The organism is Noviherbaspirillum aridicola (assembly GCF_019656455.1).
Taxonomy (GTDB): Bacteria; Pseudomonadota; Gammaproteobacteria; order Burkholderiales; family Burkholderiaceae_D; genus Noviherbaspirillum; species Noviherbaspirillum aridicola.
This window is the reverse complement of record NZ_BPMK01000004.1, coordinates 181023-193788: the sequence shown is the minus strand read 5'-3', so window position 1 is coordinate 193788 and position 12766 is coordinate 181023. Positions and strand designations below refer to the sequence as shown.

The window sequence follows — 12766 nt, the reverse complement described above, 5'->3', positions numbered from 1 at the left end:
TCATGCTACGAGTAAGACTAGTTATACGTGAACCAGGGTCCCTTCGTCCTCGCCCAGGATCACATTTTTCAATGCGCCCGGCTTGACGATGGAGAAAACCTTGATCGGCAGCTTCTGATCGCGGCACAGCGCGAATGCGGTGGCGTCCATCACCTGCAAGTGCTTGGCGATCGCCTCGTCGAAGGTGATCGTCGAGTAGCGCACCGCGTTGCGGTCCTTGTTCGGATCCGCCGTATAGACGCCGTCGACCTTGGTTGCCTTGAGCACGATTTCCGCGCCGATCTCGGAGCCACGCAGCGCGGCGGCCGTATCGGTGGTGAAAAACGGATTGCCGGTGCCTGCCGCGAAGACCACGATCTTGCCCTCTTCAAGATACTGCAGCGCCTTGGGGCGCACATAGGGTTCGACCACCTGTTCGATGGAAATCGCCGACATCACCCGTGCCGTGATACCCACCTGACGCATCGCATCGGCGAGCGCCAGGGAATTCATGACCGTGGCCAGCATGCCCATGTAGTCGGCGGTCGCGCGATCCATGCCCTGCGCACCGGGAGCCACGCCGCGGAAGATGTTGCCGCCGCCGATGACGATCGCCAGCTCCACGCCCATCCTTGCCACTTCAGCAACATCCGCCACCATCCGCTCGATCGTCGCGCGATTGATGCCGTAGGCGTCGTCGCCCATCAAGGCTTCGCCCGAAAGTTTGAGCAGGACGCGTTTGTACGCTGGGTTAGACATGGGGCAGGACTCCTATTGTTACCGGTTCAAGATGGGTGTTCTGTTCGCCCGCCGCATCCGACCTGCCGTGTGTGGCCAAGATTAGATGAAAACAGGCATCTGCGGCGGGTCCCGATGTTGACGCAGCGTAAGACCGCATCGGATGGCTGCTCACCCCGGCCGCACATTGTCGCACCGTAGCGGCGGCCTCGGCGAAAATCGAGCCCCGGCAGAGCAACGCCCCCGAGGGGGCGTCCTGAAAAAACGGGCCTTTCGGCCCGCTGTGCTGCTTACGCCTGCTGCTTGGCTGCGGCCACCTGCGCCGCCACTTCCGCTGCAAAGTCGTCCTGGCGCTTTTCGATGCCTTCGCCGACCACGAACATGGTGAAGGACTTCACGCTGGCGCCTGCCGCCTTGAGCATCTGCTCAACGGTCTGCTTGTCGTTCTTCACGAACGGCTGATCCAGCAGCGAGACTTCCTTCAGGTACTTCTGCACCGAACCTTCGACCATCTTGGCGACGATTTCGGCGGGCTTGCCGGACTCGGCGGCCTTCTGGGCCGCGATCGAACGCTCTTTCTCGATCAGATCGGCCGGCACGTCCTTGGAGGACAGCGCAACCGGCTTCATGGCGGCGATGTGCATGGCGACATCCTTGCCGACCTGCTCGTCGGCGGCGTCGAATTCGACGATCACGCCGATGCGGGTGCCGTGCAGGTAGGACACCAGCTTGCTGCCGGTCTCATAACGCTTGAAGCGGCGGAAGGACATGTTTTCGCCGATCTTGCCGACCAGGGCGGAACGGACTTCGTCGAGCGTCTTGCCGCCGGCGTCCAGCGCGGACAGCGCTGCCACGTCCGCCGGGTTCTTCTCGGCGACCAGCTTGACCGCGGCGTTGGCCAGGCCGATGAATTCTTCGTTCTTGGTCACGAAGTCGGTTTCGCAGTTGACTTCGATGAGCGCGCCCACGCCGTTGGCGATGTACGCGGCTACCACGCCTTCCGCGGTCACGCGGGAAGCTGCCTTGGAAGCCTTGCTGCCCAGCTTGACGCGCAGGATTTCCTCCGCGCGGGCCATGTCGCCATCGGCCTCGGTCAGTGCCTTCTTGCATTCCATCATCGGCGCGTCGGTCTTCGCGCGCAGTTCGCCTACCATCGCTGCGGTAATTGCCGCCATGTCTTTCTCCTAATCACAAAGTGCGTCCGTCGGACGCATCGATTCAAAATACGTTCAGCACGGGTACAAAAAAGGGGCGAACCGCTGTTGCCCCTTTTCAGATGCCCGATACTTCAGGCGCAGGGCTGTTAGGCCTGCTCGCTGACCTCGACGAATTCGTCGGAACCGCCCTTGACGGCTTCCAGCACTTCGTTGGTCGCATTGGCACGGCCTTCGAGGATCGCGTCCGCGACGCCGCGAGCGTACAGGGCCACAGCCTTGGAGGAGTCGTCGTTGCCCGGGATGACGTAGGTCACGCCTTCGGGGGAATGGTTGGTGTCGACCACGCCGATGACCGGAATGCCGAGCTTGCTGGCTTCGGTGATCGCGCCCTTGTGGTAGCCGACGTCGATCACGAAGATCGCGTCAGGGATGCCGCCCATGTCCTTGATGCCGCCGATGGACTTCTGCAGCTTTTCCATCTCGCGCTGGAACATCAGCGCTTCTTTCTTGCTCAGCTTTTCGACCGAACCGTCTTCCATCGCGGCTTCCATGTCCTTCAGGCGCTTGATGGAGGTCTTGATGGTCTTGAAGTTGGTCAGCATGCCGCCCAGCCAGCGCTGGTCGACGAAAGGCATGCCGGCGCGCTGCGCTTCGGCGGCGATGATGTCGCGTGCCTGGCGCTTGGTGCCGACGAACAGGATGGTGCCGCGGTTGGAGGCCAGCTGGCGGATGTACTTCATCGCCTCCTGGTACATGCCCAGGGTCTTTTCCAGGTTGACGATATGGATCTTGTTGCGATGGCCGAAGATGAACGGGGCCATCTTGGGGTTCCAGAAGCGGGTCTGGTGACCGAAGTGGACACCGGCTTCCAGCATTTCACGCATGGTAACGGACATGAATTTCTCCAGGGTTGGGTCTTGAATCGGGCCAGTCACCCCGCGTGAGCGGAGCACCCTTTGCGGCCGGATTCGCGATTTGGTTCAGGTTTGGTTCAGTTAGCAAGGAGACATTCCAAGCTAACCCGAGATTCTACCCTAACTCCCGCGGATTGTTCAAGGCGCGGACATGCTCCCGCCTGCGGATTCCGGTCTGCTCGACTATAATTCCGCCTTGTCTATTCTTCACGCCAGCCGGCGCATCAAGACCTCTCATGGGCTCCATCAACATCAAGACCGAAGACGATATCAAGGGCATGCGGATCGCCGGCCGCCTGGCGGCGGAAGTGCTCGATTTCATTGCACCGCATGTCAAACCCGGCGTCACCACCGGCGAACTCGATCGTCTCTGCCACCAGTACATGGTCGAGGTGCAGGGCACGGTTCCGGCGCCGCTCAACTACGCACCGCCCGGCTACACGCCCTACCCCAAGTCCATCTGCACCTCGGTCAACGACGTGGTCTGCCACGGCATCCCGGGCGACAAGGTGCTCAAGAACGGCGACGTGCTCAACATCGACATCACGGTGATCAAGGACGGGTATCACGGCGACACCAGCCGCATGTTCTACGTCGGCGAGCCGTCCATCCTCGCACGCCGGCTGACCGAGGTGACCTATGAGTGCATGTGGCTCGGCATCTCGAAAATCAGGCCGGGCGCTCACCTCGGCGACATCGGCTACGTGATCCAGCAGCATGCGGAAAAGGCGGGCTACAGCGTGGTGCGCGAGTTCTGCGGCCACGGCATCGGCAAGGTCTTCCACGAAGAGCCGCAGGTGCTGCATTACGGCCGTCCCGGCACGCTGGAAAAACTGGTGCCGGGCATGATCTTCACCGTCGAGCCGATGATCAATTCCGGGCGCCGCGAGATCCGCGAGATGGGCGACGGCTGGACCATCAAGACCAAGGACCGCAGCCTGTCGGCGCAATGGGAACACACGGTGCTGGTGACGGAAACCGGTTATGAGGTGCTGACCGTCTCCCCCGGCATGCCGGCGCCCCCGGCATTCGTGCAGGCCGCCTCCGCCCCGGCAGCCGCGGGCTGACACATGCCGCCTCTCGCGCTGACGCTCAGGGAGCAGCTCAAGGCCGGGCGGCAGGCGACCATCGCGGCGTTCCAGCAGCACGGCCGGCCCGAGAAGCTGCTGGTCAGCCTGCGCCAGATCGTCGACAACGCGCTCGCCCAAGCCTGGCAGCAGTCCGGGCTGCCGCCGTCGGCGGCGCTGGTGGCGGTCGGCGGCTACGGGCGAGGCGAACTGTTCCCGCACTCAGACGTCGACGTCCTGATCCTGCTCGAGGCCGCACCCGGTCCGGAGCTGAAGGGAAAGCTGGAAGAGCTGGTTCAGCTGCTCTGGGACATCGGACTGGAGATCGGCCACAGCATCCGTACGGTCGATGAATGCCTGGCCGAGTCGGCGGCGGACATCACGGTGCAGACCAGCCTGCTCGAGGCCCGCCTCATCTGCGGCAGCCGCAAGCTGTTCCAGTTTCTCCAGGAGCGCCATACCGCGGCGATCAATCCCCGGGCGTTCTTCCAGGCGAAGACGCTGGAAATGCGGCAGCGCCATGTGAAATACGAAGACACGCCCTACAGCCTGGAGCCGAATTGCAAGGAAAGTCCCGGCGGCCTGCGCGACCTTCAGGTCATCCTGTGGGTGGCCAAGGCGGCAGGCCTCGGCGACTCCTGGCGCAAGCTGGCCGAGCGCGGGCTGATCACGCCTACCGAGGCGCGCCAGCTGAGCCAGAAGGAACGCGCGTTCAAGGATATCCGGATCCGCCTGCACATCCACGCCGGCCGGCGCGAGGACCGACTGGTCTTCGACGTGCAGACCGCGATCGCGGAATCCTTCGGCTTCAAGACCACCGAGACGCGCCGCGCCAGCGAGTACCTGATGCAGCGCTACTACTGGGCGGCCAAGGCGGTCACCCAGCTCAATACCATCCTGCTGCAGAACATCGAGACGCAGCTGTTTCCGCGCGCCGCGACGCCGGAGCCGGTGAACGAGCGCTTCAACGAGATCGACGGACGCCTCGACATCGCCAGCGACGATACCTTTGAATCCACGCCGTCGGCGATGCTGGAGGTATTCCTGCTGCTGGCGCAACGGCCGGACCTGAAGGGCATGACGGCGCGCACCCTGCGCGCGCTGTGGCATGCGCGCCTGAAGATCGATGCGAAGTTCAGGAGCGATCCGGTGAACCGCGACCTCTTCCTGCAGATCATCAAGGCGCCGCGCGGCATCACGCATGCGCTGCGGGGGATGAACCAGACCAGCGTGCTCGGCCGGTACCTGCCGAATTTCCGGCGCATCGTGGGCCAGATGCAGCATGACCTGTTCCATGTGTACACGGTCGACCAGCACATCCTGATGGTGGTGCGCAACGTGCGCCGCTTCACGATGACCGAGCATGCGCACGAGTATCCGTTCTGCAGCCAGCTGATGGCCAATTTCGCCCAGCCCTGGCTGCTGTATATCGCCGCGCTGTTCCACGACATCGCCAAGGGCCGCGGCGGCGACCATTCCGAACTCGGCAAGGTCGATGCACGCCGCTTCTGCGTCGAGCACAAGCTGTCGAGGGAAGACACGGAGCTGGTGGTGTTCCTGGTCGAGCAGCATCTCGCGATGTCCCAGGTGGCGCAGAAGCAGGACCTGTCCGACCCCGATGTGATCCGCAACTTCGCGGCGCTGGTGAAGGACGAGCGGCGCCTGACCGCGCTCTATCTGCTGACCGTGGCCGACATCCGCGGCACCAGCCCCAAGGTCTGGAACGCGTGGAAAGGCAAGCTGCTGGAAGACCTGTACCGGATGACGCTGCGGGTCCTCGGCGGCGAGGATCATTCGGCCGATCACGAACTGCGCAACCGCCAGGAAGAGGCGCTCAAGACCCTGCGGCTGTACGGGCTGCCGGAGAATGCGCACGACGCGCTGTGGAAGCAGCTCGACGTCGCCTACTTCCTGCGGCACGACGCCGGCGACATCGCGTGGCAGACGCGCAGCTTCTACAACCGGATCGACAGCGCGACACCGGTGGTGCGCGCGCGCCTGGCGCCGATCGGCGAAGGCGTGCAGGTCGCGGTCTACGTCAAGGACCAGCCGGACCTGTTCGCGCGCATCTGCAGCTACTTCGACCGCAAGAACTTCAGCATCCTCGATGCCAAGATCCACACCACGCGCCACGGCTATGCGCTGGACAGCTTCCTGGTGACGGAACCCGCCTTCGCCAACAGCTACCGGGACATCATCAGCCTGATCGAGCACGAGCTGACCCGGCTGCTGTCCGAGCATGCGCCGCTGCCGCCGCCGGTGAAGGGCCGGCTGTCGCGCCTGTCGCGGACCTTCCCGGTGACGCCCACGGTGGACCTGCGGCCCGATGAACGAGGCCAGTACTACCTGCTTTCGGTATCGGCGAACGACCGTAACGGTCTGCTCTATTCGATCGCGAACGTGCTGACCAAATACAAGATCAACCTCCACACCGCCAAGATCATGACCCTCGGCGAACGCGTCGAAGACGTTTTCCTGGTCGATGGTCCGGTGCTCAACAATGCGCGCAGCCAGATCCAGCTCGAGACCGAGCTGCTGGAGGCATTGCGCGTCTGATGGGAATCATGAAACAAACCGGCAGCAGCAGCGAACTCGTCCGTCTCTCCAAGCGCATGTCCGAACTCGGGCTGTGCTCAAGGCGCGAGGCGGATGAATGGATAGAGCGCGGGTGGGTGCGCGTCGACGGCGAGGTCGTGTCGGAACTCGGCAGCAAGGTGCTGCCGCACCAGCGCATCACGGTCGACCGCCAGGCGAGCGCGCAGCAGGCACGCCTCGTCACCGTGCTGCTGAACAAGCCGGTCGGCTTCGTCAGCGGCCAGGCAGAGGACGGCTACAAGCCTGCCGTGACCCTGGTCACGCCGGAGAACCGCTGGAAGGAAGACAAGACGCCCCTGCAGTTCCACCCGGCCCAGCTGCGCAGCCTGGTGCCCGCCGGGCGTCTCGACATCGATTCCGTCGGGCTGCTGGTGCTGACGCAGGACGGCCGCGTCGCCAAGCACCTGATCGGCCAGGACAGCACGATCGAGAAGGAATACCTGGTGCGGGTGCAGTACACGCGCGGCGGGCGCCTGCCCGAGTCGGACCTCCGGCTGCTCAATCACGGGCTGTCGCTGGACGGCCGCAAGCTGCAGCCGGCAAAGGTGAAATGGCAGAATGAAGACCAGCTGAGCTTCGTCCTCAAGGAAGGCCGCAAGCGCCAGATCCGCCGCATGTGCGAAGCGGTCGGGCTGAAGGTGACTGGACTCAAGCGGGTGCGCATTGGCCGCGTGCTGCTCGGCGACCTGCCGGCGGGCCAGTGGCGCTATCTGCGGGCGGACGAGCAGTTCTGATACTGCGCGACGCGCATGGCAGGGAAGCCGGGCCTGCCCGTACCCGCCCTGCCGGGCCTAGTCGTCGCTCGCCGGATCGAGACCGGGAAACAGCACCTCGGTGAAACCGAAGCGGGAGAAATCCTTTATCCGCATCGGATAGAGTATGCCGGCGAGATGATCGCATTCGTGCTGCACCACGCGCGCATGGAAACCGTCGGCCTCGCGCACGATACGCTGCCCGTACTGGTCGAAACCTTCATAGCGCAGGCGCGTCCAGCGCGGTACCACCCCGCGCATGCCAGGCACCGACAGGCAGCCTTCCCAGCCCTCCTTCTGCTCGTCGCCGAGCGGCGTGAGCACCGGGTTGAGCAGCACGGTTTCCGGCACCGGCGGCGCCTCCGGGTAGCGCTCGTTGCGGCTGAAGCCGAAAATCACGAGCTGCAGATTGACGCCGATCTGCGGCGCCGCCAGGCCGGCGCCGTTAGCCGCATGCATGGTGTCGAACATGTCGGCCACCAGCGCATGCAGTTCGGGCGTGTCGAACGCCGTGACCGGCTCCGCCTGCCGCAGGAGCCGCGGATCGCCCATCTTCAAAATGGTTCTGACGCTCATTTCCGCTGCTCCAGGAACGCGCCGAAGGCGGCACCGACCTCGGGATGCTTGAGGCCCATCGCGACCGTCGCCTGGAGGTAGCCGAACTTGGAACCGCAGTCGTAGCGGCGGCCGGCGAAGCGGCAGGCGAGCACCGGTTCCTCGCGTATCAGGGCGGCGATCGCGTCGGTCAGCTGTATCTCGCCGCCGGCGCCCTGGCCGATCCGCTCCAGGTGATGAAATACGCGCGGCGTCAGCACATAGCGGCCGACCACGGCAAGCGTGGACGGCGCCTGGTCCGGCGCGGGCTTTTCCACGATGGCATCGACCCGTTCCAGTCCTTCGCGGTACGGCCTGGCGCTGACGATGCCGTACTGGCGCGTATCCCGCAGAGGCACGTCCTGCACCGCCAGCAGGCTGGCCCCTTCCCGTGCGAAGACTCGTGTCATCTGCGCCAGCACCGGCGCGTCTCCCGCATCCACGTCCATCAGGTCGTCGGCCAGCAGGATGGCAAACGGCTCGTCGCCGATCACCGGACGCGCGCACAGCACCGCGTGGCCGAGACCGAGCGGCGCGGGCTGGCGGATGAAGATGCAATGCACGTTCGGCGGAATGGTGCCGCGCAGCGCTTCCAGCAGTTCGGTCTTGCCGCCCGCCTCCAGCTGCGCCTCGAGTTCGTGCGCGGCGTCGAAGTGGTCCTCGATCGCGCGCTTGTTGCGGCCGGTGATGAACACCATTTCGGTGATGCCCGCGGCGACCGCTTCCTCCACCGCGTACTGGATCAGCGGCTTGTCGACCACCGGCAGCATCTCCTTGGGCTGGGCCTTCGTCGCGGGGAGGAAGCGGGTGCCGAGGCCGGCGACGGGGAATACGGCTTTTCTGACAGTCTTCATCCCTGCTCCAGCAGTTGCAGCAGGCCCGCCTCATCCAGCACGGGCACGCCCAGTTCCAGCGCCTTGGCCAGCTTGCTGCCGGCTTCCTCGCCGGCCACCACATAGCTGGTCTTCTTCGATACCGAACCGGCCACCTTGCCGCCGGCGGCCTCTATCTTCGCGGCCGCCTCGTCGCGCGTCATGTTCGGCAGGGTGCCGGTGAGCACAAAGGTCTTGCCGGCGAACCGCCCTTCGTCCGCCGCCTGCTCCGGCAACTGGGCCAGCAGGTCGGCCACCAGCGCGTCGAGCCGGCGCACCTGCTCCCGATGCGCTTCCTCGCCGAGCCAGGACAGCAGCGGCGACTTGACGCTGTCAGGCAGGCTCAGCGCCCCGATCCGCTCCGGGTGCAGCAAGGCGCCGAGCGTGATGCCCTGTGCCGCCGCCTGGCGGGCGCGCGCTTCGGTCAGCCTAGGGATGCGCAGGGCCGCCAGCAGGTCCGCATCCGCCAGCCTGGAACGCAGCTTGGCGCTGGGCGCATGCTCGCCCGCCGGTGCCACCCTGGCCTGGAGGAGATGGTCCAGCGCATCCTGGTTCTTGGCCTCGGCAAAGAATTCCGCGATCGCTTCGGCCACGGTGTCGCCGATGTCGGGAAGCACTTTCAGCAGCGGCGCCGGCACGCGGCGGATGTTGTGCAGCGAGCCGAGCCAGTCCGCCAGCGTCTTCGCGGTGGATTCGCCGACGTGGCGAATGCCGAGGGCGAACAGCAGCCGTTCGAGCGGAGGATGCTTGCTGGCTTCGATGGCCGCAAGCAGGTTTTCCGCCCATTTGGTCGCGATCTTGCCTTTCTGGACCGTCTCGGGCGTGATGCCGTCGCGCTCGTCGGCGCGGCGCTTCATTTCCAGCAGATCATCCAGCGTCAGTCGGTAAAGGTCGGCGATGCTGTGCACATAGCCGAGGTCGACCAGGTTCTCGATATAGCGGTCGCCCAGCCCTTCGATGTCCATCATCCGCCGCCCGGCGAAATGCGCGATCGCCTGCTTGCGCTGGGCGTCGCACACCAGGCCGCCGGTGCAGCGCCAGTCCGCCTCGCCTTCTTCGCGGTCGATATGGCTGCCGCACACCGGGCATTTGCCGCCGAGGCGCCTGAACATGTCGAAGGGCTCGCCGACGTCGGCGGGACGCTTCTCCAGCACCACCGACACCACTTCCGGAATCACGTCGCCGGCGCGCCGCACGACCACGGTGTCGCCGACCCGGACGTCCTTGCGGCGGGTCTCGTCTTCGTTGTGCAGGGTCGCATTGGTCACGGTCACGCCGCCGACGAAGACGGGTTCCAGCTTGGCGACCGGCGTGAGCTTGCCGGTGCGCCCCACCTGCACGTCGATGTCGCGCACCAGGGTCATCTGTTCCTGGGCCGGATACTTGTGCGCCACGGCCCAGCGCGGTTCGCGCGACACGAAACCGAGCTGGCGCTGCAGCGCATAGCTGTTGACCTTGTAGACGACGCCATCGATGTCGAATGCGAGCCGGTCGCGTATCGACGCGACATGCGCATGGAACGCGACGAGGCCGCCGGCGCCACGCACCACCCGGCGCTCGGCATTGACCGGAAGACCCATCTCTTCGAGCGCGTCGAGCGTGGCGCCGTGCGTCGCCGGCAGCTTCCAGCCCTGCACGTCGCCCAGCCCGTAGGCGTAGAAGCTCAGCGGGCGCTGGGCGGCGATGGCCGGATCGAGCTGACGGACCGCGCCGGCGGCGGCATTGCGCGGATTGACGAATGTTTTCTCGCCCTTCTCCCGCTGGCGCTCGTTCATGCGCTCGAAATCGTCGCGCCGCATATAGACCTCGCCACGCACCTCGAGCACGGGCGCGTTGCAGTCCTTGAGCCGCAGCGGGATCTGGCGGATGGTGCGGATGTTCTGGGTCACGTCCTCGCCGGTCGCGCCGTCGCCGCGCGTCGCGGCCTGCCTGAGCAAGCCGTGTTCATACCGCAGGTTGATCGCAAGACCGTCGAACTTCAGCTCGGCCGCATACTCCACTTCCTCCTCGTCCGCGCCCATGCCGAGTTCGCGGCGCACCCTGGCATCGAAATTCAGGGCGCCGCCCTCGGTGGTATCGGTCTCGGTGCGGATGGAGAGCATCGGCACCGCATGCCGTACCGGCGCGAATTCGGGGAGCGGCGCGCCGCCCACGCGGCGGGTCGGCGAATCGGGGGTGATGAGATCCGGATGCGCCTCTTCCAGCGCCAGCAGCTCGCGGAACAGCCTGTCGTACTCGGCATCCGGTATGGTGGGCTGGTCGAGCACGTAATAGGCATGGGCATGCCGGTTGAGCGCCTCCTTCAGCCGTGCCGCCCGCTCGGGCCAGCCTTCCTTCTCCTCCGGCGGCTCCGGCGCCGAGAACAGATCGGGCTGCATCTCAGCTGAACAGGCGCTGCGCGCGGGTTGATCCGGCCGGAACCTGCGCCGCTTCCATCTGCGCGTAGAAGTCGTTCACCTGCTGCGCGATGTCGGCCAGCGCGGCGTCCGTCAGCGGCTGGCTGCCGTCATCCACCACCACGCCGTCGAGACGCGCGGCAAGCATGCGGGCGCAGGCGGTCATGGCCCCGAATCCATCATGCGCCGGCGATACGCGCGGCACGTCAAGCAGCAGGGTCAGGCGCGAGGTGGTCTCCGCCGCCAGCGTGACGTTGGTCGAGAGCGAGAACAGCACGCCGCCCTCGCCGTCCGGCATCACGAGGCGGCCGTCCGGCCTGAGATCGAAGCCCTGGCGCTCCAGCGCGCCGAGCAGCGTGCCGATCGCCCAGGGCGCACCCTTGCCCTGCACATTGACGCTGAGCTGCGCATCGTACTCGGCGACGAACTGATGCAGCGCGCGCGCGCGGCCCATGACTTCCTTCATGTCCGGCACTTCGGGTTCGGCATCGATCTCGTCGGCGACCTGGCGCAGGCGGCTGATGAGCTCGGAGTATTCGATCTCGTTGAGGGCGCCGGCGCGGTTGGCCAGCTGCACGCCGGCGTACAGACCGTAGTACAGCGTGCCGTGGCCGATCTCGCCCCAGCTGCCGTCCTCGCGCTGGCCGACGAAATGCACCGGCTTGTTGCCCACATGGCGCAGGCCCTGCAGCTTGGACAGCAGTCGCTCGCCACGCACAGGCGCCTCCAGCGCCAGCGGAATCGCGCAGTCGATCAGCTCGTCGATCGGCAGCTCTTCCTGCACGGCCGGCGCCGGCTCGGGCGCGGCGGCCTGCGCGGCAACCGGCGCGTCGGCGACCGCCACCGGGTTGTCCTCCGCGGCCGGCGGCCCGGCGTCGAAAACGGGTTCCTGGCGTTCCTGCTCGGGGGGAATCTCGGCCGCGCCAACCTCGTGCGCCGGCGTCATCAGCACATCGTCGTGCTCGGATGCAAATGCCCGCTGTACTGCCTTTTTGGCCTTGTATTCCTGCCACTTGTTATAGCCCAGCACGCCGACGACGATCGTTCCGCCGACGGCAAGCAGGCTGGCATGTAAATCGGTCATATCGTCTGTCCTCGGGAAGATTCGCTTTCGGAGGGGGAAATGCCGCTTTCTCGGCATCGGGTTCGTGCCCGTCGTTCTGTCGCTGCTCGGCTCATTATAGAAATCGTGGGTAGGCTGGCGCGACGGGGCGTGGTGCCCGCTGCGGCAAGGGCCTCAGGGTATTAGGCGGCAATAAAGTTGTCAAGGTGAACAGCCCATGGATGCCGCCTGGAAAAAATGTTCGCCCGCAATTGAGCATTGCCCAACTGCCGGGGTTGCGCGGTTGAGCGCGCTCAATGCCGCAGGACTTGCTCCCCAGAAGAATAACAACTGCTCCGGGAGGACGCATCAGCCGAGCCCCAGGTCGTAACCACTACAACGAGGATCAGCCATGAACACGCATACCAGCAAATCAAGGTTTGACATTTCCGCATCCAAAGAAGTCAAGCTTCCTGAACTGGCGATGCTGTCGCTCAGTCCGCTCGTACGCGGCATCCAGAACTGGTGGCTGCAGCGCGCGGAGAAGCACTATCTGATGTGCGCCGAAACCGAACTGCAGCGCGCCCGCGAAGCGCAGATGAATGTCGCCTACTATCAGAAGCGCGCCGCGCTCGCCCGTTCCGCCCGCATCTGAACCCG

At 65.4% G+C, this 12766-nt stretch carries 11 protein-coding genes; 4 read left to right on the top strand and 7 right to left on the bottom strand.

Features of this window, described 5'->3' with window-relative positions; all coding sequences use genetic code 11:
• Positions 1-21: 21 nt before the first annotated feature.
• From pyrH to rpsB, 3 genes are all read right to left on the bottom strand, one after another.
• Positions 22-738, bottom strand: coding sequence for a UMP kinase (gene pyrH, locus NCCP691_RS06080; RefSeq protein ID WP_220807357.1), 717 nt, complete (start codon positions 736-738; stop codon positions 22-24).
• A 269-nt stretch (positions 739-1007) separates the two neighbouring features.
• The gene (gene tsf, locus NCCP691_RS06075; RefSeq protein WP_220807356.1) at positions 1008-1892 is read right to left on the bottom strand and encodes a translation elongation factor Ts; all 885 of its coding nucleotides are present in this window, start codon (positions 1890-1892) and stop codon (positions 1008-1010) included.
• Between the two features lie 128 nt (positions 1893-2020).
• On the bottom strand, positions 2021-2770 hold the full coding sequence (gene rpsB / locus NCCP691_RS06070; RefSeq protein WP_220807355.1) for a 30S ribosomal protein S2: 750 nt from the start codon (positions 2768-2770) through the stop codon (positions 2021-2023).
• A gap of 254 nt (positions 2771-3024) precedes the next feature.
• Between rpsB and map the strand changes: the two genes are divergently transcribed.
• From map to NCCP691_RS06055, 3 genes are read left to right on the top strand one after another with little or no spacing between them, the layout of a single operon-like run.
• Positions 3025-3855 carry a type I methionyl aminopeptidase gene (gene map, locus NCCP691_RS06065; protein ID WP_220807354.1) on the top strand — a complete coding sequence of 277 codons (831 nt, stop codon included), beginning with the start codon at positions 3025-3027 and terminating at the stop codon, positions 3853-3855.
• Positions 3856-3858: 3 nt separating this feature from the next.
• Positions 3859-6411: a [protein-PII] uridylyltransferase gene (locus tag NCCP691_RS06060; protein ID WP_220807353.1), complete on the top strand. Its 2553-nt coding sequence runs from the start codon at positions 3859-3861 to the stop codon at positions 6409-6411.
• An 8-nt stretch (positions 6412-6419) separates the two neighbouring features.
• Positions 6420-7184 (top strand): pseudouridine synthase, encoded by a 765-nt coding sequence (locus tag NCCP691_RS06055; RefSeq protein WP_220807352.1) that lies wholly within the window; start codon positions 6420-6422, stop codon positions 7182-7184.
• A gap of 57 nt (positions 7185-7241) precedes the next feature.
• Here the strand turns inward: NCCP691_RS06055 and def are convergent, their stop codons facing one another.
• From def to NCCP691_RS06035, 4 genes are read right to left on the bottom strand one after another with little or no spacing between them, the layout of a single operon-like run.
• A complete protein-coding gene (gene def, locus NCCP691_RS06050) occupies positions 7242-7778 on the bottom strand; it encodes a peptide deformylase (RefSeq protein ID WP_220807351.1) in 537 nt (178 codons plus the stop codon).
• Positions 7775-8650 carry a UTP--glucose-1-phosphate uridylyltransferase GalU gene (galU, locus tag NCCP691_RS06045; protein ID WP_220807350.1) on the bottom strand — a complete coding sequence of 292 codons (876 nt, stop codon included), beginning with the start codon at positions 8648-8650 and terminating at the stop codon, positions 7775-7777. The genes def and galU overlap by 4 nt, the downstream gene beginning before the upstream one ends.
• Complete coding sequence (ligA, locus tag NCCP691_RS06040) at positions 8647-11046, bottom strand: NAD-dependent DNA ligase LigA (RefSeq protein ID WP_220807349.1); 2400 nt, start codon at positions 11044-11046, stop codon at positions 8647-8649. The genes galU and ligA overlap by 4 nt, the downstream gene beginning before the upstream one ends.
• A gap of 1 nt (position 11047) precedes the next feature.
• Positions 11048-12148 (bottom strand): cell division protein ZipA C-terminal FtsZ-binding domain-containing protein, encoded by a 1101-nt coding sequence (locus tag NCCP691_RS06035; protein WP_220807348.1) that lies wholly within the window; start codon positions 12146-12148, stop codon positions 11048-11050.
• A 370-nt stretch (positions 12149-12518) separates the two neighbouring features.
• Between NCCP691_RS06035 and NCCP691_RS06030 the strand changes: the two genes are divergently transcribed.
• Positions 12519-12761, top strand: coding sequence for a hypothetical protein (locus tag NCCP691_RS06030; protein ID WP_220807347.1), 243 nt, complete (start codon positions 12519-12521; stop codon positions 12759-12761).
• The last annotated feature ends 5 nt before the right edge of the window (positions 12762-12766 follow it).

Bases quoted from the DNA above. Each gene is read 5' to 3' on its own strand.
- NCCP691_RS06055 (WP_220807352.1), top strand. From the start codon at position 6,420: ATGAAACAAACCGGCAGCAGCAGCGAACTCGTCCGTCTCTCCAAGCGC.
- ligA (WP_220807349.1), bottom strand. From the start codon at position 11,046: ATGCAGCCCGATCTGTTCTCGGCGCCGGAGCCGCCGGAGGAGAAGGAA.
- NCCP691_RS06030 (WP_220807347.1), top strand. From the start codon at position 12,519: ATGAACACGCATACCAGCAAATCAAGGTTTGACATTTCCGCATCCAAA.
- map (WP_220807354.1), top strand. From the start codon at position 3,025: ATGGGCTCCATCAACATCAAGACCGAAGACGATATCAAGGGCATGCGG.
- def (WP_220807351.1), bottom strand. From the start codon at position 7,778: ATGAGCGTCAGAACCATTTTGAAGATGGGCGATCCGCGGCTCCTGCGG.
- pyrH (WP_220807357.1), bottom strand. From the start codon at position 738: ATGTCTAACCCAGCGTACAAACGCGTCCTGCTCAAACTTTCGGGCGAA.
- NCCP691_RS06060 (WP_220807353.1), top strand. From the start codon at position 3,859: ATGCCGCCTCTCGCGCTGACGCTCAGGGAGCAGCTCAAGGCCGGGCGG.
- galU (WP_220807350.1), bottom strand. From the start codon at position 8,650: ATGAAGACTGTCAGAAAAGCCGTATTCCCCGTCGCCGGCCTCGGCACC.
- rpsB (WP_220807355.1), bottom strand. From the start codon at position 2,770: ATGTCCGTTACCATGCGTGAAATGCTGGAAGCCGGTGTCCACTTCGGT.
- NCCP691_RS06035 (WP_220807348.1), bottom strand. From the start codon at position 12,148: ATGACCGATTTACATGCCAGCCTGCTTGCCGTCGGCGGAACGATCGTC.
- tsf (WP_220807356.1), bottom strand. From the start codon at position 1,892: ATGGCGGCAATTACCGCAGCGATGGTAGGCGAACTGCGCGCGAAGACC.